The following is an 18,012-nucleotide window of genomic DNA, read 5'->3' on the forward strand; positions in this document are numbered from 1 at the left end:
GTTCGCGTAGCGGATGAAATCGCGCTGAGGTTCCCTCAGCGTGCGTTTCACCAAGCAGCGTCGGCTTTGCCGAATCGTTAATAGTTACATTCGCATCGTTTGGTTTTAGTTCGGCAACTATTGGCGGACGAGGCGTGTGTGTGAAAATGCTCCCACAAATACCGATCTTGGGCAGATCGATAGATTTAAAATGAAGTTGGATGAGATCGACAATGTTGTTAGATTTGATGTATAAATTGGTTTTCATGACGGAAATACCTCTTTTAGTAAGCGATCGGTTAAAGTAGCTTGAGTTAGAGTTAATATTTGGGCAGAAATCAATTCACAAAGATTGCCACCAAATTGAGAAAGATTGAGATCGATCGTAGAGTTCGGCATCCGACCAGTTTTCAAAATAAAAATGGCGATCCGATCTGGCATAATAGTCGGCAGTATCAATGTCTGCGGGATTCCAGGGGTAATCGATCGTGGGTGCTTTTAGCAGACAATTCATTAAGTCGGTTTCGATGTCGGAGAGCGATCTGTTTTTATGTGTGGGTGACATGAGTTTTTTCCTGACACGAACTTGGTTGATATGAGTGAAATAATTGCTAGATCTAAATTTCATAGTCGGCAATCGATTTAGATCGCTTTTGGCATTAAATATCGATCGCCGATTTTTGAAATATTTTATAGAAAGAAGATCTGTTATCGGTCAGGCTTACCAGATATCTATCAGATCGACTCGACGACTATTGAGGATCGATGGTCACTTGATACTTGATTTTGTTGGCGTTTAAATTGCGACTCTCAATAATGACAATATAATTTCCTGGCAGTAAGTTCTTAGTAGCCAATGAGTATGAAAAAGACCCAGAGCTTCTGACGATTACTTCACCAGAATCGACCTTGCCGTTGTTATTAAAGTCGCGAACTAATTTCAAATCGGTGCGTCCGCCGTTAGGGGCAATTCCTTCACCAGTTATCCGCAAGCTAGCCTTACCAGTGAGGAGAAATTGCCGGAAATCTGCTAGATCGTCAGTAGAAGTTACATCGCCTTTAATCTGCCGCGATCGACCGAACCGATCGACAGTACCCTCAAATTGCGCGTTGCGGATGCTGTTGTCGCTATCGGCTGTTGCCAAGGCGGGGGCAGCCAAGCCAGCGCAGGTTAATAAGCTGAGTAATGCGAGGTTGAGACTATATTTGAAGAAAGTCATAATACTTGTTCCTGTTGTAATTGTGAGTTGGAAAGGATGAAGGTTTTAACCTGCTCCATATCTCCAGAATATGTGCCCCCAGCTAGTTTGACAGCCAGAAAAGACCTGTAAAAACCTGCTGTTGACGATCGGAAAAGATCGGAAAAGTAAAATGCAACGATCGGATTATTCCGCTTAAAATTTAAGAACATAGATTCAGGCGGGGTCTTGGCAAATGACAGCGGATGAAGCCTTAGCATTACTCGATACACTGCTCCCAGCCCAAAGTCTGCGCGATCTTCAAGAGCAAGTCTTTCGCTATACCTGGGAGGGGTGGACTTATGCACGCATTGCCGAGCGAGTCGGTTATGACATGGGCTATGTCCGCGATGTCGGCTACGCACTGTGGCAACAGTTGAGCATTGCCATCGGCGAACCAGTCACTAAAAGTAATTTGCAAGCAGTCATGCGCCGCCAGCGCGAGCGCGCTCCCCAATTAGCGGTGCCAGAATTAGTCCCAGCTTCGCCCCCAGAGCGAGATTGCTATTGGGGAGAGAAGATCGATGTTTCTAGCGTCATTGGGCGCGAAACCGAACTCCAGCAGTTGGAAATGTGGCTGGCGGGCAATTCTGAGGTTAATTCCCTTCAGCCACGTTGTCGGCTGATTTCGATCGTGGGGATGGGCGGCATGGGTAAAACCTCTCTAGCAGCTCTCCTCACTCAAAAGTTAGCTGCTTCAACTCAAGCTTTCGAGCGCATCTTCTGGCAATCTCTCCGTAATGCCCCACCACTAGATAAAATTCTGGTTCAGCTTATTGCCTTTATCTCCCACCAACAGCAAACCGAACCTGCGGATACTCTGGATGCTCAGATCTCGCAATTGATGGCATATTTACGCACTACGCGTTGCCTGCTCGTTTTTGATAATTTTGAATCGATTCTTGCCGATGGTGGTTATCGTGAAGGTTATGCTGGCTATAGCGAACTCATTCGTCGGATCGCTACCGAACATCATGCTAGTTGTTTATTATTAACCAGTCGCCAAAAGCCCAAAACTTTGATTCATTTAGAAGGGGAATTTGGGGCAGTTTGCACGCTGGATTTACTCGGTTTGAGCGATCTCGAAGTGGAAGCAATCGGGACTGCCAATGGTTGTTATACAAATAATTCCAGCGATTGGCAGCAGTTTAAAAAATCTTACGCTGGCAACCCGTTAGCAATTAAAATTGCGGCAACGACGATTCGAGATCTATTTGACGGTAGCGTAAGCGCATTTTTAGAACAAGGGGTAATTCTCTGCAATGGGATCGATGCTTTACTAGCGCAGCAATTCGAGCGATTATCTGAGATCGAGCAACAGGTAATGTACTGGTTGGCGATCGGGCGTGAAGCCATCTCGATCTCGCAACTATTAGCCGACTTTATTCCGAGCGGATTTCAATCGCAAGTTTTAGCCGCATTACAATTGTTAGATCGGCAAAGTTTAATCGAAAAAAGTTCGGGCTGCTTTACTTTGCAACCCGTAGTGATGGAGTATGTCACCGACGCATTCATCGATCGAGTATGTGCAGAAATTACTATTTTAGACCTGTCAATTTTTAATAGCCACGCACTGATTCAAGCTCAGGCTCAAGACTATGTGCGCGAGAGTCAAGTGCGGATGATTTTAGTCCCGCTGGTCGATCGACTTATGGGTAAATTGCGATCGAAACTAGAAATTAAGCAGCAACTCGATCGAATATTGGTTAAACTGCGAACTGAATTTGCTGGTACCGATGGCTATGCAGGTGGCAATTTAATTAACCTGTTGCGGCACTTGCACATTGACTCGACTGGCTATGATTTTTCTGGTTTGTGTATTCGGCAAGCCTATCTACTCGGCATGAATTTACACGATACTAATTTTGCGAACACCGATTGGGCCAACTCAGTTTTTACCGAAACCTTCAGCAGTATTCATGCAGTCGCCATTAGTCCAGACGGTCGCTGGTTGGCTAGCGGTGATTTCAACGGCGATATTCGGTTGTGGGATACCCGCACTCAGCAACTGCAATCGATATCAAGCGGCCATACCCATTGGGTACGAGCGATGGCTTTTAGCCCCGATAGTCGAAAGTTAGTCAGTGGCAGTTATGACTGCACCATGCGGCTCTGGGATGTGAATACTGGTAAGTGCTTGCAGACATTAACCGATCGTACCCAATCGGTCAATTCAGTGGCATTTAGTCCCGATGGCAATCTCTTAGTCAGTGGTTGTGATGATTTCCTAGTCAGCGGTAGCGATGATTGGACGATCGGAATCTGGGATGTGAATACTGGTGAGTGCTTGCGGAAATTCACCGACTATACCCAGGCAGCTTACTCAGTAGCATTCAGTCCTGACGGTGAAACCATTGTCAGTGGCGGTGTCGATGCCAACATCCGGCTATGGAACGTTCGCGACGGGCAATGCTCGAACACATTTGCCAGTCATCAAGGTAGAGTCTTTTCGGTGGCATTTAGTCCAGATGGTCGAACTATTGCCAGTGGTGGTGATGATGCTACCGTCAAGCTGTTTGATGCGAGTACTGGCGAGTGTTTGAGAACTTGTTTAGGACACAGCGATGAATTGAAGTCGGTCATTTTTAGTCCCGATGGTCAAACCCTCATCAGCGGTGGCAAGGATCGCAACATCAAACTGTGGGATGTTTCGACTGGCAGGTGTTTGAAGACGCTGGTTGGGCATGAGGATTGGATTTGGTCGATCGCTTGTAATGCGCCTCATCAGATTGTAGCTAGCGGTAGTGAAGATCGCACGGTGAGACTCTGGAGTCTGGATACTGGCAAGTGTCTGAAAGTTTTCCAGGGCTATGCAAATACGATCTATGCAATGGATTTTGTCCCCCCAGATAATGCCGCTCCTGAAGCGATGCTAGCCACTGGATACTTTGGCGGAGCGTTACGACTCTGGAATATCCAGGGCGTTGGCGCAGCCTCGCCTGCGGGGAATCGATCTACGAGTTTGAGCGGTCATCATAGTTCCATCAGAACGGTAGCATTCAGCCCAGACGGTCAACTCCTTGCTACTGGGGGTAATGGTGAAGACCCGATTATCAAACTTTGGCGCGTTCGCGATGGTCAGTGCTGCCACATTTTAACCGGACATACCGATGGGCTGTGGTCTCTGGCTTTTAACCCCGACGGTCGAATCCTAGCCAGTAGTAGCTCAGACCATACAGTTAGACTTTGGAATACGCTCACGGGTGAGTGTCTCCAAATTTTGACAGGGCATACAGATTGGGTCACAGCGGTAGCCTTCATTACCTCCCCGCCGATGCTGGTGAGTGCGAGTCGGACGCTCTCGTTTTGGAATATCCAGACTGGCGAACATATCCGGACTTTGCAGGGGCATCGGCCAGGGATTGTCTCGATGGCGGTACACCCTAGCGGGGATATTTTAGCAAGTGGTAGTGTTGACAATACCGTTGCACTTTGGCGTATTGATACTGGTGAATGTTTCCAAGTTTTACCCGGTCATCAAGCGTTTGCTCGATCGGTGGCATTTAGCCCTGACGGTCGCATCCTTGCCAGTGGCAGCTATGACGGTACCGTCAGGCTTTGGGATGTGGGCAGCGGGGAATGTCTGAAGATATTGCAAGGGCACACGCATGGTGTGTTTGCTGTGGCGTTTGTGCCCCACTACAGCGCGGATTTGGCAGCTCGACAGTTGCTAGCCAGTACTGGTACCGATGCCACCATTAGATTCTGGGATGTTGCAACGGGTGAATGCGTTAAGATTATTCGCTCGCCGCGACCCTATGAGGGGATGAATATTCGGGGCATCCAAGGATTGACTGCCGCCCAGCAGGAGAATTTAACAGCTTTAGGCGCGATTCTATAGAGTCCATTGGCGATCTTTTGAGCGATTGTGAGAGTTTCCTTTGGATAGTGCCTTAATTCCTTCACGGTACTATGCAGCATCAAATTCTTTCTAAATTTATAGTTTTCTGGCTTGTAGAAACCTGTACAGGAAATATAATTGTTTAGTACATTCGTTTGAGGCTATGAGCAATGATCGATTCCAGCGTGGTTTTAGAGATTCTGGCATTTTGTGGTAAAGGTTTAGCTAGCGCAGGTTTCAAAGACCTCTATGAGAAGTGGAAGGGGCTTATCCAGTCAAAAATTGGAGGTACATCTATAGCTAAAACTATAGAGCCAGAAAAATTGCGGGATCAGTACGAGCAAAGTCCTAAGATTTGGGAGCCGTCCGAGTTTTTTGATGAAATTGACGAGAGGCATGGTTTTCGGACAAGAAAAACTTATCGGAGAGATCCCCTCACAGGAGCGCGTGTAATAGTTGGTATAGAGCTTCCATGAACGTTCAAGAGCGCGGCAGCATAACAATTCGCTACACCCGAATTGTTTGCTATCTCTGTGAATAAAAATACCCACACCGTTGGTTGTGCCTACGGCAGGCTACGCCAACGATTACGCTCAACCAACTGATGGATCGAGGGTTGAGCGTAGTCGAAACCCGTCAACGGAGGTATATTCTTTGTTGGGAATCGCCTTATGCTTGTCATCGTCACCTACGGTTGGATCTGGATAATCTTGAAGCAGCCAAAACCTCGATCGCCCGTTCCAATGTAATCGTCAGAACATTATCAGGAGCTTTAATCGATTGATATTCTTTGCCCTCTTTACCTCGATCGTGGATGATGTAGGAGCCGAAGCTGCGCAGATTGACTTGGAGTTTACCACCTGTTTCGGGATGAATGCCCAAGTCGCGCGGCAGCTTAAGCAGATCGAGCGCAATTTCGAGGGTAATATCCTCCAACGTCATCATACCTTTAGGTAAAAATGTTTGCTTGGGTTTTTTCTCACCCTCTATATGCTTACGTCCCAATTGGACGTAGGGGCCATGAAAGTTGAGTTTGGCATAAATCGGTTCGCCAGTTTCAGGGTGATATCCCAACAATTCATTGAAGTGTTTCACCCATTTAAGAACGATCGGCAAGATTTGTGTAGGGGTATCTTTAAACCATTCAACTCCACCTTTTGCTAGATTACCTTCTTTATCTTTTAACCGCTTATCAATTAGTTCGTTGTGAATCTCATGCTCGCACTGTACTACTAATTTAGTCCAAAAAACGGCTAATAGTATTGGTGGTTCAGAGACACCAGTTTTGCTGTCAAATTGTTGTTCGATTCTACGAAAAACATTCTGTTCGGTGCGCCCAATTTTAAGTTTAGCTTCATATCGACAAGTTTCCCACCATAAGAATCCCTCTTTATATAAACCTGCTAAAACATTATCTTCAAATGTGTAAATATATATAAAACCACTTTGATCGGAAGGAGACGGGTCATAAAATCCTGATTTTATTAGCTTCTTAACACTGGCTCTATTTGTTAAAACAGTATTGGAATCGAAATAGTCAACATTAAAGATTTTACCGAGGCGATCTCGTTTTTGATCTATAGACATTGAAGGAAAGCTTTCCCAGTAACAAACAAAGTTATCTAAATTTATTCGGAATATTGAATTACTTATAGGCATAGAATCCTTTGTAAGGTCTATCACTGGAATGCCATGCCAAATATCTTTACTGTCAAATCCCATCTAACTATTCCTACTGAATAAAAATTAATGCCACATTAGTATTCCCACAAAATAAAAATAAAAATAAGTATTGTAAAATAATAACTTTTCAGCGGTTGCGACTACTTACTGGTCGAAGGTTCCGGACTTAAAGAACCGCCCTAGTGCGTCCTGTTGCAATCGATCGAAGCCGTGGGTCGGCTCTCCGCCGAAGGGAGACATTAGTGTGTAGTCATTCGCATGTTCTGTCAGTGCGAGGTATCGATCGCCACGACCCTATGAAGGGATGAATATTCGGGGCATCCAAGGATTGACTGCTGCGCAGCAGGAAAATTTAACAGCTTTAGGCGCGATCGTGTAGAATTTATTGGCAATCTTTTGGGCGATCTTTAGCTAGAAACATTTATGTTATGTCTCTGTTAAAGGAATCGATTGCCGAAGGCAGGTCTTCTCTGCGAGACGCTGCGCGAACGACCAACGATCGTAATTCTATCTAACGCCTCACATCATCCTCTCTTGAGGTCGCATACACCAAACATCGTCCGTGTCGATACTCAAACTCTTTCTCAAATGCCATGCCAAGCTTACACGCAACGCGAATCGAAGCCTGGTTTTCAGGATCGATTAAACAAATTAACCGTCTCAGATGCAGTCGATCGAAGGCATATCGCGCAACTCCCTGTGCCGCCTCAGTTCCTAACCCTTGCCCCCAATATTTCTTAGCCAATAAATAGGCTACCTCCACTTCTTCACGATCGTCAATCTTCCAGGGCAGCAACCCGCACCGTCCAATGAACTGATTTGTTTTTTTATGAATGGTTGCCCAAAGCCCTAGCTGTGGATACTTTGGATGTCCCTTGAAAAACCACTCTAACTCTTCCTTAGTCTCTTGATACGTCCGGGGTGCATCGGGAATATATTGCTTCACCTCTGGATCTCGATAAAGCTCATAGAGACTATCGAGATCCTCTAATATTTGATGTCTGAGGATGAGCCGATTGGTTTCCAAAATTTTCATCACTTGCCCCCTTTAGACTTTACATAACCAACCGACGATCGCCATACCATTGGCTCAATTCCTGTTCGATTCCATCCAGGATGGCAATCGCATCCGTCATTGATTTTGCCTCACTTGCTAACGAAGCAAACACCGACTCAACCCGTTGTTGATAGTCGCGTGGACACAGCGCAAAACTGTTGGCGACTGCGACCGCACCTTTCTCATTCAATAAGTACTCTTCATTGAGTGCAAATAATACCTGATTCATACAAGCCACGCTGCGGAAACAACAACCTGCGGCATAGGCAACATCACCGCGTGCAACAGCCTTTCCCGCAACGAACAGCGAAAAACTAATTTCCCAGGCAAACTTATTAAGTGTTGCTTGTTTAAGCTGACTTGGATAGGGAGTTGTCCTCGCTTTTAAACTGTCTAAAACACTACACGGATCGTGAAGTGGCAGACAAATGGCGACTTCACCCATATAAATAGAGGATACAAAGCCGTGGGGATGACCGGGTTGGTAATCGATCGTGATTTGTCCAGCATGGCAATCATCAATAACACGGCTAACCTGAGCCACATCACGATAGAGAAAATCTACAGGTACACCTTCTACCTGTAGCCAACCACCGCCATTAATCCATTTTCCCCATCCACCAATTGGGGTAATTAAATTTGGGCGATGGGTGTCATCAAGTTCGGCGGCAAGGTGATTTAGCGTAACTAAATCGAGTGGATTCTCTGGCTGGTAATAAATTCCCAGATCCACATCTGACTTCTGTGTATGGTTGCCTCGTGCCCTCGAACCACCTAAAGAGATCGCGGCAATTCCCCGAACTGACTGCAACCGATCGACAACGTAGTAGATGAACTGAGGCAATTGCTGATTCATATTGGCTCCATTTTTGTAACCAGTAAATCGATTTAATTTATTTGCTTGTTGCCGACCAGATCTTCATCCCTGCGCCAGCAAAACCAATACCGAATATTACCCCAGACGCGACAAACAATAGATTAAGACTTGGGATAAAATAACCCATGAATCCAACGATCGTCGAAAGTACCCACAAGATCGATACCCAGCGGGGTAACTCTTTGGCGATCCAAGAACCAACTGCAAACAAGCTCATACCTACCGTAAATATCGATGCGCCGATCGGATATAGACTAACTTCAGATATCGATCCGGTGCGGATAATGGCAATCCCAACAATCGCGAGGATAAATCCAAAAAATCCCCACGATCGAGATTGCCGATACTGAAAACTATAAATACCCATGATGCCAAATAAGAGAAAAATATCGGTCAATAGGTAAAGAATAGAGATAGTTGCATTAGGATTATTACTACTGGGTAAAAACGAATTTACGCCGCGTAAGATTCCAGCAATTATGGCGGCGAGTCCGCCTAATCGAATTAAATTTTTACTAGACATTCGATCTATCTCCCATCCTATTTTATGGAGTTTGTGCTACTGTCAATCCGATTTCTTGTCCGTAAGATAGTTCGAGCGTGTGACCGTCTGGATCTCTTAAAAAAGCCCAGTATCCAATCGGATATCCAGAATCTTTAGGTTCCTGTAGCAGAAAACCCTCCTGTTTTGCTCGATCGCACAGAGCGTTGATAATTTCCCGACTTTGACAACCGACTCCCAGATGTGCCAAGGGAGACAGCACCGACTGCACCGAACTTGTCTGAATCAGCACGATGACAAACGGACGAGTGCGGTCGCAAAGCCATACAACAGCAACACCTGTTTCGGCATCGATGCGATGATGAATTACTTGCATTTGGGCGTAGACAGCGTAAAACTGAATACTGCGATCGATATCCGTAACGGGGAGTGCTATATGAGTTAGTCCGAGATCGATCGTCATAATTTACCTCACGCTTTAGCTAGAGATGATATTTAAGCTGTTCAACTTTCAAAGTACATACACCGTTGGTTTCGACTCCGCTCAACCAACTGAGTTGAACATCATCGAATATTTGATTTAGATGTTTGACAGCTTATCTGCAAACACTTACGCAACCTTCAGCAACCAGATCGGACGATCGAGACAATTTCACTCACATCTTTTGATAAATTTCATCTGTCCGCTGAAATCTCCATCAGGTTCGATACCCGCCGGAATCCAATCCAAATATAGATAGAAGCCGTAGGCTCTCAAGCTAGGGTCGTTGCCTGTGACTAACCAAATCTCATTCATCCCCTTTGACCACAACCAATTTTCAGCAGCTTGCATTAGGGCACGTCCAGCCCCTCGGCATTCAAAAGAAGGTAGGATAAATATGCCAAATATGGTTTTTTCTGTGGCATTTGCAATTGAGAACCCAATCGGTCGTTCGCATAGCGTCTGCTTTGCAGAATCGTCAATCTCAGCAAGCCATGCACGACAATCTTTTTCTAGCATTTTGGCAACTGAATCTGGTGTAATCCCAAGTTCGGCAATCTCTTCGCGGGATTGATGATTTTCGACGACGCTAGTTCTAATCTCAAAAAGAGTGTCGATATCCTCTCGCTCTGCAATTCGGATCTTCATATCTACTTTTTCTGCCTCCAAAGCATCCAACTTCAATACATACCGCCAGTACCGGATTTCAAAGTTGCTAGGCAACTCAATATCCAGTTCAAAGCCCAGTCGTTCGTACATTTTCCTGGCAGATACCATTAACTCGCTCGTATGCAGTCCGATCGTCTTTGCTCGGTCTTGCTTGGCTCGTTGGCGTAGCCTCTCGCTTGCGAGAATCGATACATTCCAAACTGAGTTGTTGTCCGATTCCCTGACTCCGGTACTGAGGTAATACAGCTAACAGCCGCATCGATGCCCATTCGGGTTGAAACAGACGAGGATTGGAGGCTCCAGGCGGATGATAAACAACCGCTCCGACTAACGATCGATCTCGTTCGGCAACAATTAATCGTCCTGGCTTGGCGATTTCTGCCACCTTAGATAAGTTCGTTTGCATCCGATCCCAATTGTCTGAGGTCAGGGCACGAGCATATTCACGATAAGCTTCGACATTGAGATTTGCAACCTCATCAAACTCTGAGTTCAGGGCATCTCGAATAATTACCGCCATAAAAATCATCCTTAGTTAAGAGCCATTTCAAAGGGTGTATGAGATCGTGTCCATCCCATCGAGCTACTTTGAGGTTTCCTGTGCCGCACGGCGAACGCCCAGTGCGAGCGCAGCCGCCTGCTGCAAACTTATACCGTTCGCCAGCGGATCTGCGTGCCGATGCACAAGTTGCCATGCGTCCGCTTCACGGCGAAAGACTTGTGTGACCCGCAGCAACCAGTCTTGCTTGGGTAAACCTCCAACCTCGGCACACACCCGCTCAATCGTCACGAGTACTGCGAAATCTGACGTGGCATAGGTGGCGACTACCTCCTGGTCGAATGTGCCGGACTTAAAGAACCGCCCCAGTGCGTCCTGTTGTGACATATCGAAGCCGTGGGTTGGCTCTCCGCCGAATGGCGACATCAGCGTGTAGTCATTCGCGTGTTCTGTCAGTGCGAGGTATCGATCGATGTCACCGCGCATGAGTGCTGTATTTGCCTCTGCTGTCTGCTGGGTCAGGTTGGCAATGTCTTCAGCAAGGGATTGGGGATTCATAGGGTTTTCCTCGATTGTCGCTATTGGGCAGCAGCTAAGTTTTTCAAAAGCGCACTCAAGCTATTGGGTTCCACTGCGGCAAGGTATTCTGGCATCAGATTTGGCGGCAACAACTCCAGCATCACCTGGTTTTCAACCCACAGCTCGATTAAATCGACCGCTCCGCCGCGTCTACACCGCACAGCTCGCCAACCTTCACGTTCGGCAATCTCATAGACTTTTTGTTCGCTCACAACCACTGAAATATTTGCATGAGTAGCCGTATAGCCCGTAGCTGGCTCAAAGTCAGCAAACTGCACGGCGGCTGTTTCTAACCCTGGCTTCAAAATCAGGCTTTTCGGCATCACCTCAATAGCTGTGCCATAAAGATCGAAACGAAAGGCAATATAGCTGCCCTCATGAGCCGGAAAGGGCACAGATCGTCCTTGCCATAACTCGGCAATTACATCAGCCACATGCTGCGGATTATTAACCGCGATCGAAATATGATGAATCATGTTAGTACCTGCTTGAGATTTTCTTCTCGATAAAATTTGATATGTGAGTTAACTTTTATGTAACTAATCCGTCCCACCCAGCCGCATCCGCCGTAACAACGATCGCGCGAGCGGCTCCTCCCGCAGGACAATATCCAACTGACCCTGCATCCCCACCCGCACGGGGCAGGATTTTGCGGCTTGTGTTAAGACTAAATCCTGGGGTTGAATCGTCACTGCATATAACGTCGGTTGGCTCAACTGGGTGGCAATCGCATCAGTCACCATTACAGGTTGGGTGGCGATCGATGTTACCTGCCCTTTTAATGTCCCAAATTCACCGTAAGGGCAAGCTGTAACGCGCATTTGAGCGATTTGATGTGGTGCGATTTGGTTAATCGATTCGGCGGGGACGAGGGCTTGAATGGTGCGATCGGGGGTGACGATCGCGATCGATTGGGTGGTGCTGCGATGGGGGATTTTGGTCGTGAGGGCGATCGAGCCTCCGAGCAAGGCTACTATACCGAGGCTGCCAAATCGCGCCCACGGGCTGAGTGGCGGCAGCAGATCGTTTAAATTGGGTAATGCTTTGGATGTCATAGAATTCATCTCTAATTTGATAAATCGTCCGTTAGTTCGGGTTAAGGATTGCCCTTTTAGGCCATTCTTGGACTGGTGCTTAGTTTTAGGTTACTGGTGCTTGGAGAACCCGGATCTGGGGGAGGCTGTCTTGATGCGCTAAACCGTCGGGAAACCCGACGAGCGCGCATCGCTTCCCCCAGACCCCCCGTTGAAGGGCGGGGTGCCGCCCCTCAAACTCCCCTGCACAAGGGTCAATCTGTGGGCATTGGGGCGCGCTTCGCATTAGCTTCGCAATGGGAATCGATCTGTGGGTTGGGGTTTATTTGTTGGTGGCGGTGTTGAAAGGAAGCTAGGAGCGAGCGAGTTCTCAATTCTCAATTCCCTGCACTGAGCGGAGCCGAAGTATCAATTCTCAATTAATTTAAGGCATCAACGCCAATTCTGGGGTCAAGAACGATCGATGCAAGCCCTCGCGCCGTCGCAATTCCGCTGGCGTACCTTGACTCACTACCTGTCCCTGCTCTAGCATCACCACCCAATCGCAAGCTCCAATTACTTGGGGTCTATGGCTGATTAGTACTGTCGTCTGACCCCGCCGATGTTGTTGCAATCGTTCTAATAACATTGCCTCGCTGACAGGATCGAGTGCGGATGTGGATTCATCCAAAATTAAGATCGCTGGATTGGCTAATAATGCTCGCGCGATCGCTAACCGTTGTCGCTGTCCCCCCGATAGGTTTGCCCCAAACTCACCTAATACTGTTTGATACTCGTCTGGTAATTGCTGGATAAATTCATCCGCCCCGACAAGCTCGCAAGCTCGCACGATCTGTTCGAGACTGGCATCGGGATAGCTAAAGCGGAAATTATCAACGATCGAGCGACTCCAAAAATGGGCATCTTGCGGTACTAATACCACCTGCTGTCGCAAACAATCTAACGCCAGATTGCCGCGATCGCAACTCCCATATTGAATAGTACCCGACTGCGGTTGGTACAAGCCCGATAGCAATTTCGCTAACGTACTTTTGCCGCAACCCGATCGACCGATTAACGCCGTCATCCTACCGCCTGGAATTACCAAATCCAAATCCTGTAGTAAATCCATGCGCCCCGAATGATGAAATCGCAATTTTTCACAATAAATATCCGCCGTTGCTGATAGCTCCACCCAAGGCTTGTGGGCATCTTGTGCATCTTCTGGAGTCGCATCCATCACTTCACCCAAGCGTTGCAAAATCACCTGAGCGCGAATGAATTCATCCACAATCCCGATCGCAGCTAACAAGAACCCAAAGAAATTCCCACTCATGCCGCTATAAGCCAACAATTGCCCCACGCTCAACCGCTGACTAATCACTAAATAACTGCCCAACCACAACAGCCCGACACTTACCAAACTCGATAAAATGCCCGTCACTGTGCCGCTATAGAGTTCCAACTTCATCGTCCCCCAACCCAAATGCGCCAACCGACTGAAATTCGCTTGATATTCCTGCCAAGCCTGTTGAGTTGCTGGGGTGGTTTTTAGTACCTGAACGCCTTGGATGGTTTCGACGAGAAAGCCTTGATTTTCAGTACTTTGAATGATTAAATTGCGAGTCTTTTGGCGAATCGCTGGTAAGAACAGAAAGTTAACTCCCACCAGCACGGCAAACATCGCTGTCGAGGCGATCGTCAATTCCCAACTATAAAACAGCATCAACATCAACGAAACTACGGCAATAAAAAACTGACTCGGCAAACCTAATACCAATTGCGCCACCAATGAATGCACCGCCGATACATCGGCAATCCGGCTCACCACCTCACCACTGCGTCGCCCTTCAAAATAGGACAGCGGCAAATGCAAGAGCTTTTGTCCATATTCGAGCACCAATCCCATCTGCAACCGTTGCCCAAAATAGCCGATTAACTGCGCCTGAATCAGATTAATGACACTCCGAATCAGCGTCATCGCTACCGTACCCACAGCCACCATCAGCAACAATTGCGTATCGCCGCGCACTAACACATCATCCGTCAACAACTGCATCATCAACGGCGAAGCCAATGCCAGTAAACCAACTACGATGTTTAAACCGATCGCTTGGATCAGCAAACCTCGATCGGGCCACACTCGTTTTACAAACTTGCCAAACCCCGTCTGCTTGTCCTCAGTCAGTTGGTGCAATGCCTCTGTCGGCGAGAGCAATAGCATCACCCCATTCGTCCAACCCGACATCAATTCCTGTTCGCTGAGATAGCGCAAGCCAATACTAGGATCGGCGACAATATATCGATCGCGGCGATTTTTACCATAGAGAACGACCCAGTGATAGCCTTTCCAATGGACGATCGCAGGCAACGGTGCTTGCGCCAGATTAGCTAAAAGTTGGGGCGAGGCTTTGACTTGGCGCGCTTGGAAACCGAGGGTTTCGGCACCTCGGCTGAGTCCGAGCAGACTGGTACCGCGCGATCGGGTGCCTGCTAGTTCGCGGATGCGACCGATGCTGAAGTTGCGACCGTAGAATTTAGCAATGGTGGCGAGACAGGCGGCACCGCAGTCTTCTTCGGATTGCTGGAGAATGAGAGGATAGCGCATGGGAGTGGGGGAGATGAAGGGACTAATGACAAAGTGGCGATCCCCCCTAAATCTATGTTTTTAAGAAAGTTAGGGGGATTGCAAGCGTTACGATCGCATCTAAAATAACTTGTTAGTAATCCTGTAGGTCACATCGTACTCACCACCATTAGCCTTAGCACGCAGGGTAAAAAAGGTATCGTTAATGGCACCGTCTACAATTTTGCCCACCAACAAAGCACCACCACTATTCTTCTTATCGAACAATTGAATCACTGCGAGTGAATCATTGGGGATGTTTGCACTCATACCAGCATTTGCAGTACGACCAGCCTTCATATTGAGCGGAGCATGTCGCTGTAAATCCTTACCATTAATGTTGAAGAACAATTCGTCAGTACCATCAGTATCGCCAGTCGTAATGCACTTAACGGATAAAATATCAACCCGCTTGCCGCCTTCGAGCATTTGAGCCTGGTCTGCGGTCAATTCCTTAAACAGTGATTCTGGGAGCAGATTGAGATTAGATTGAGAGAAAGTCATGATGTTTTTTCCTAGAGTAAATAATTGGGTTAATTTGTGGAGATCTGACAAAATTACCGAGCTACTAACTCATAAATTTGTCGTTACTCCGAACGCCGATCGATCGAAAGATTGTCATAGAAAGGGGAACTTGGAGTCATCTCTGGTTTCCCCTTTGTAAAGCTAGGGCGGATTGCTAGTATGACGATCGCACGGTAATTAGAAAATTTTGTACGTCACTTCGTAGATAGATCCGCCACCGCTAACACGAACCGTTTTACTACGAGTAGGGGTAGAGTCAAAAAAACCGCCAATAGGGACGCGAACACGACTATGGCTGTCGAACAAGTTAACGTTCGCTGTCCCATTGAAGTTCGCACCGATACCAACATTGGCAACACTGCTAGCCCGCATAAAGAGCGGGCTACCGGAATTCTGACGCTCGCGATTAATGTCGAAAGACAGGTTGTCAGAACCACCACCCGCCTGAATACAGCGAACGAACAGAATACTAATCCGGCTTCCACCTTCGAGCATTTGAGCCTGGTCTGCGGTTAATTCCGTAAACAGAGATTCGGGGAGAAGATTGAGGTTAGATTTAGAGAAAGTCATGATGTTTTTTCCTGATAAATGATGGGTTAATTTGTGGAGATCGGACTAAGTTACCGAGCTACTAACTCATAAACTTGTCATTACTCTGTTCGCGTTGGCGTTTAGCCTGCCGTAGGCACAGCGTCGGCTTTGCCGAATCGATCGTAAGATTGCTACCTCTGTCCGCTCTGATGCAGGGTTTAGCCTGCCTTTGGTAGCAATAAAGTGGAGGAAGCGATAGAAACTCCACATCTTGTCGTAAATAGCGATCGGTCGATTTTGGAACTGTCTGCATCTGTGACATCGCTCTCCTTCGAGATGCAGCAAGGGGACACAACGGTAAAACTCCCCGCCAGTGGATCTTTTTGACTGTTCGATTCTCGTTCCGTTCAGCTTCGCGTCTGCCTGCGCAGAGACGCTTTTACTGAGGCAAAGGCTGTGCCTAACGGCAAACGGTTGAGGATCGAGTATGAGTCGGTCGAATGGAGGGTTTAATTTCCTCCATGTCTTTTAGAATATTCGCCCCCAAACAGTTTGACAGCCAGAAAAGATCGGCAAAAGTCCGGTGTTGACGATCGGAAAAGATCGGATCTCTTGTTGTAAATTATCCAGATCGAGTATGACTTGTTGCCTTAAGACAGAATTCAATCATGCAATTAGCTGTAAATAATCGGCGATCGCGAGTGCTATTTTTGGATCGGATTGGCTTGGAGTTCCGATTTCTCTCTATGTTGTCACGCTCTACTTGTTACTTCTCGATCGCGCTATAGTGTTCAAATTTTCTCAGCCGATCGCGCCATACCATTCATTCTTGCAAACCATACTAAAGTACATACTTTCCTGCATAGGCATGAGATAAAGCTTCCCTTATCTTGATAGATACAGAGGCAACCGAGCAGAGTTCAACTAACTTTCTTTGCTAAATGCCAAATGTCCGATCGAGCAAACAGAAATAAGCAGGTGTCGATCGAACGGGTGCTTTAATTTTGCCGATGCCCGCATCCTCGATCGATACCAAGTCCATCAACAGGAGGTTGTATGAATACGATCGCAATTCCCAAATCCAATTACACATCAATTTTGAAAGATGCTGCCAAGATCGCTTGGCAAGTGCCGGATCTAATTGGCAATGATAAGCCGTTAGATTTCAGCAAACCCTTTTTACCAGAAGCTCTCGCTCACACGAGATCGATTGCCTGTCTCACCCCAGACGAGCAACTCACCCTCAATCACATTCGGGCTAATAAATTGAGTCGGTCGCTAAAACCTTCACTTTTTCCTAACCAAATTCAATTGTTTTTTACCTACTAAATCAAGGAGTCTTCGGTTGCAAACTATAGTTCGCTATGTTATAAATCTAGGAAAAGCCAACTGTGACAGATGAAGCTAGACCAAAGTTATTAATTGTCTATGCTACGCCTAGCGAACAAGAACCTTTTGCGGCTAGTCGGTCGAATCAAAGGAGTGACTGCGATTTCAGCTACGAGAGGTCTAAGTAAGCCGAAAGGGGGTACAAAAGGCACTTTCGGAAAATGGTAACCCACAGTTTGGCAGTGCGAACGCAATTATAAATGCGATCGGCTATCGCCTTACACCTCAGAAAATATCATGCAGCAATTAAGACTCTAAGAACACATAGAATCTGGATGGTGGGCACTTTCCTACCCTACGGAACTACCTATCTGGGTATGAACGATGAAGAATTTACCTTGTGATGTTAGTCCAGTGACGATCGATGTGAAAATTGGATCTGACTAACATTTGAGGGCGTAGCATGGAACGACAAATTAAAGATCGAGCTACCGCACCGCCGATTTGGATCGATCGAGTCGTCCTGATTTTAGAAGCAGTGCAAGACTTCATCATCATCTCCCTCCTGTCTCTTATACACATC

Annotated in this window: 21 protein-coding genes; 4 read left to right on the forward strand and 17 right to left on the reverse strand. The window is 46.9% G+C overall.

Annotated elements, in window-relative coordinates; all coding sequences use genetic code 11:
- From C7B77_RS06965 to C7B77_RS06980, 4 genes are all read right to left on the reverse strand, one after another.
- Positions 1-247: hypothetical protein (locus tag C7B77_RS06965; RefSeq protein ID WP_146138217.1), on the reverse strand; the 247-nt coding region annotated here is incomplete at its 3' end.
- A 75-nt stretch (positions 248-322) separates the two neighbouring features.
- The gene (locus tag C7B77_RS06970) at positions 323-544 is read right to left on the reverse strand and encodes a hypothetical protein (RefSeq protein ID WP_146138218.1); all 222 of its coding nucleotides are present in this window, start codon (positions 542-544) and stop codon (positions 323-325) included.
- 187 nt (positions 545-731) lie between these two features.
- Positions 732-1,199, reverse strand: a complete 468-nt coding sequence (locus C7B77_RS06975) for a hypothetical protein (RefSeq protein WP_106301987.1) — start codon at positions 1,197-1,199, stop codon at positions 732-734.
- A complete protein-coding gene (locus tag C7B77_RS06980; protein WP_146138219.1) occupies positions 1,196-1,390 on the reverse strand; it encodes a hypothetical protein in 195 nt (64 codons plus the stop codon). Before C7B77_RS06980 ends, C7B77_RS06975 begins: the two co-directional genes overlap by 4 nt.
- Before the next feature lie 23 nt (positions 1,391-1,413).
- On the opposite strand from C7B77_RS06980, the gene C7B77_RS06985 reads away from it, so the two are divergent.
- Together C7B77_RS06985 and C7B77_RS06990 are read left to right on the forward strand one after the other, a co-directional pair.
- On the forward strand, positions 1,414-5,058 hold the full coding sequence (locus C7B77_RS06985) for a WD40 domain-containing protein (RefSeq protein WP_106301993.1): 3,645 nt from the start codon (positions 1,414-1,416) through the stop codon (positions 5,056-5,058).
- Between the two features lie 170 nt (positions 5,059-5,228).
- A complete protein-coding gene (locus C7B77_RS06990) occupies positions 5,229-5,534 on the forward strand; it encodes a hypothetical protein (RefSeq protein ID WP_106301996.1) in 306 nt (101 codons plus the stop codon).
- A gap of 208 nt (positions 5,535-5,742) precedes the next feature.
- Here C7B77_RS06990 and C7B77_RS31015 read toward each other — a convergent pair whose 3' ends face one another.
- The 12 genes from C7B77_RS31015 to C7B77_RS07060 all read right to left on the reverse strand — a co-directional run bounded on the left by C7B77_RS31015 (position 5,743) and on the right by C7B77_RS07060 (position 15,548).
- Positions 5,743-6,645 (reverse strand): GIY-YIG nuclease family protein, encoded by a 903-nt coding sequence (locus tag C7B77_RS31015; RefSeq protein ID WP_245894098.1) that lies wholly within the window; start codon positions 6,643-6,645, stop codon positions 5,743-5,745.
- A 607-nt stretch (positions 6,646-7,252) separates the two neighbouring features.
- A complete protein-coding gene (locus tag C7B77_RS07005) occupies positions 7,253-7,777 on the reverse strand; it encodes a GNAT family N-acetyltransferase (protein WP_106302036.1) in 525 nt (174 codons plus the stop codon).
- 19 nt (positions 7,778-7,796) lie between these two features.
- Complete coding sequence (locus C7B77_RS07010) at positions 7,797-8,654, reverse strand: nucleotidyltransferase domain-containing protein (protein WP_106301999.1); 858 nt, start codon at positions 8,652-8,654, stop codon at positions 7,797-7,799.
- Between the two features lie 37 nt (positions 8,655-8,691).
- On the reverse strand, positions 8,692-9,198 hold the full coding sequence (locus C7B77_RS07015; protein WP_106302002.1) for a hypothetical protein: 507 nt from the start codon (positions 9,196-9,198) through the stop codon (positions 8,692-8,694).
- Positions 9,199-9,220: 22 nt separating this feature from the next.
- Positions 9,221-9,640: a VOC family protein gene (locus C7B77_RS07020; protein ID WP_106302005.1), complete on the reverse strand. Its 420-nt coding sequence runs from the start codon at positions 9,638-9,640 to the stop codon at positions 9,221-9,223.
- Between the two features lie 189 nt (positions 9,641-9,829).
- Complete coding sequence (locus tag C7B77_RS07025; protein ID WP_106302039.1) at positions 9,830-10,306, reverse strand: GNAT family N-acetyltransferase; 477 nt, start codon at positions 10,304-10,306, stop codon at positions 9,830-9,832.
- Between the two features lie 88 nt (positions 10,307-10,394).
- Positions 10,395-10,847, reverse strand: coding sequence for a GNAT family N-acetyltransferase (locus C7B77_RS07030; protein WP_181243740.1), 453 nt, complete (start codon positions 10,845-10,847; stop codon positions 10,395-10,397).
- A gap of 63 nt (positions 10,848-10,910) precedes the next feature.
- On the reverse strand, positions 10,911-11,384 hold the full coding sequence (locus tag C7B77_RS07035; protein ID WP_106302011.1) for a YybH family protein: 474 nt from the start codon (positions 11,382-11,384) through the stop codon (positions 10,911-10,913).
- Between the two features lie 20 nt (positions 11,385-11,404).
- Positions 11,405-11,881, reverse strand: a complete 477-nt coding sequence (locus tag C7B77_RS07040) for a hypothetical protein (RefSeq protein WP_106302014.1) — start codon at positions 11,879-11,881, stop codon at positions 11,405-11,407.
- Positions 11,882-11,944: 63 nt separating this feature from the next.
- On the reverse strand, positions 11,945-12,460 hold the full coding sequence (locus C7B77_RS07045; RefSeq protein ID WP_106302017.1) for a beta-barrel domain-containing protein: 516 nt from the start codon (positions 12,458-12,460) through the stop codon (positions 11,945-11,947).
- Positions 12,461-12,863: 403 nt separating this feature from the next.
- Positions 12,864-15,026, reverse strand: coding sequence for a peptidase domain-containing ABC transporter (locus C7B77_RS07055; RefSeq protein ID WP_106302023.1), 2,163 nt, complete (start codon positions 15,024-15,026; stop codon positions 12,864-12,866).
- A 99-nt stretch (positions 15,027-15,125) separates the two neighbouring features.
- Positions 15,126-15,548 carry a hypothetical protein gene (locus C7B77_RS07060; RefSeq protein ID WP_106302042.1) on the reverse strand — a complete coding sequence of 141 codons (423 nt, stop codon included), beginning with the start codon at positions 15,546-15,548 and terminating at the stop codon, positions 15,126-15,128.
- Positions 15,549-15,860: 312 nt separating this feature from the next.
- On the opposite strand from C7B77_RS07060, the gene C7B77_RS29700 reads away from it, so the two are divergent.
- Positions 15,861-16,085 (forward strand): hypothetical protein, encoded by a 225-nt coding sequence (locus C7B77_RS29700; RefSeq protein ID WP_181243741.1) that lies wholly within the window; start codon positions 15,861-15,863, stop codon positions 16,083-16,085.
- Between the two features lie 115 nt (positions 16,086-16,200).
- Here C7B77_RS29700 and C7B77_RS29135 read toward each other — a convergent pair whose 3' ends face one another.
- Positions 16,201-16,413, reverse strand: coding sequence for a hypothetical protein (locus C7B77_RS29135; RefSeq protein ID WP_146138220.1), 213 nt, complete (start codon positions 16,411-16,413; stop codon positions 16,201-16,203).
- Between the two features lie 743 nt (positions 16,414-17,156).
- Between C7B77_RS29135 and C7B77_RS07070 the strand changes: the two genes are divergently transcribed.
- Positions 17,157-17,429 (forward strand): hypothetical protein, encoded by a 273-nt coding sequence (locus tag C7B77_RS07070; protein WP_106302029.1) that lies wholly within the window; start codon positions 17,157-17,159, stop codon positions 17,427-17,429.
- Positions 17,430-18,012: the final 583 nt, after the last annotated feature.

This window comes from Chamaesiphon polymorphus CCALA 037 (genome assembly GCF_003003845.1).
GTDB classification, from domain to species: domain Bacteria; phylum Cyanobacteriota; class Cyanobacteriia; order Cyanobacteriales; family Chamaesiphonaceae; genus Chamaesiphon; species Chamaesiphon polymorphus.

Coding starts and splice junctions, on each gene's coding strand:
- C7B77_RS06970 (WP_146138218.1), bottom strand. CDS start 544: ATGTCACCCACACATAAAAACAGATCGCTCTCCGACATCGAAACCGAC.
- C7B77_RS06975 (WP_106301987.1), bottom strand. CDS start 1,199: ATGACTTTCTTCAAATATAGTCTCAACCTCGCATTACTCAGCTTATTA.
- C7B77_RS06980 (WP_146138219.1), bottom strand. CDS start 1,390: ATGTTCTTAAATTTTAAGCGGAATAATCCGATCGTTGCATTTTACTTT.
- C7B77_RS06985 (WP_106301993.1), top strand. CDS start 1,414: ATGACAGCGGATGAAGCCTTAGCATTACTCGATACACTGCTCCCAGCC.
- C7B77_RS06990 (WP_106301996.1), top strand. CDS start 5,229: ATGATCGATTCCAGCGTGGTTTTAGAGATTCTGGCATTTTGTGGTAAA.
- C7B77_RS31015 (WP_245894098.1), bottom strand. CDS start 6,645: ATGTCTATAGATCAAAAACGAGATCGCCTCGGTAAAATCTTTAATGTT.
- C7B77_RS07005 (WP_106302036.1), bottom strand. CDS start 7,777: ATGAAAATTTTGGAAACCAATCGGCTCATCCTCAGACATCAAATATTA.
- C7B77_RS07010 (WP_106301999.1), bottom strand. CDS start 8,654: ATGAATCAGCAATTGCCTCAGTTCATCTACTACGTTGTCGATCGGTTG.
- C7B77_RS07015 (WP_106302002.1), bottom strand. CDS start 9,198: ATGTCTAGTAAAAATTTAATTCGATTAGGCGGACTCGCCGCCATAATT.
- C7B77_RS07020 (WP_106302005.1), bottom strand. CDS start 9,640: ATGACGATCGATCTCGGACTAACTCATATAGCACTCCCCGTTACGGAT.
- C7B77_RS07025 (WP_106302039.1), bottom strand. CDS start 10,306: ATGAAGATCCGAATTGCAGAGCGAGAGGATATCGACACTCTTTTTGAG.
- C7B77_RS07030 (WP_181243740.1), bottom strand. CDS start 10,847: ATGGCGGTAATTATTCGAGATGCCCTGAACTCAGAGTTTGATGAGGTT.
- C7B77_RS07035 (WP_106302011.1), bottom strand. CDS start 11,384: ATGAATCCCCAATCCCTTGCTGAAGACATTGCCAACCTGACCCAGCAG.
- C7B77_RS07040 (WP_106302014.1), bottom strand. CDS start 11,881: ATGATTCATCATATTTCGATCGCGGTTAATAATCCGCAGCATGTGGCT.
- C7B77_RS07045 (WP_106302017.1), bottom strand. CDS start 12,460: ATGACATCCAAAGCATTACCCAATTTAAACGATCTGCTGCCGCCACTC.
- C7B77_RS07055 (WP_106302023.1), bottom strand. CDS start 15,026: ATGCGCTATCCTCTCATTCTCCAGCAATCCGAAGAAGACTGCGGTGCC.
- C7B77_RS07060 (WP_106302042.1), bottom strand. CDS start 15,548: ATGACTTTCTCTCAATCTAATCTCAATCTGCTCCCAGAATCACTGTTT.
- C7B77_RS29700 (WP_181243741.1), top strand. CDS start 15,861: ATGGCTGTCGAACAAGTTAACGTTCGCTGTCCCATTGAAGTTCGCACC.
- C7B77_RS29135 (WP_146138220.1), bottom strand. CDS start 16,413: ATGCAGACAGTTCCAAAATCGACCGATCGCTATTTACGACAAGATGTG.
- C7B77_RS07070 (WP_106302029.1), top strand. CDS start 17,157: ATGAATACGATCGCAATTCCCAAATCCAATTACACATCAATTTTGAAA.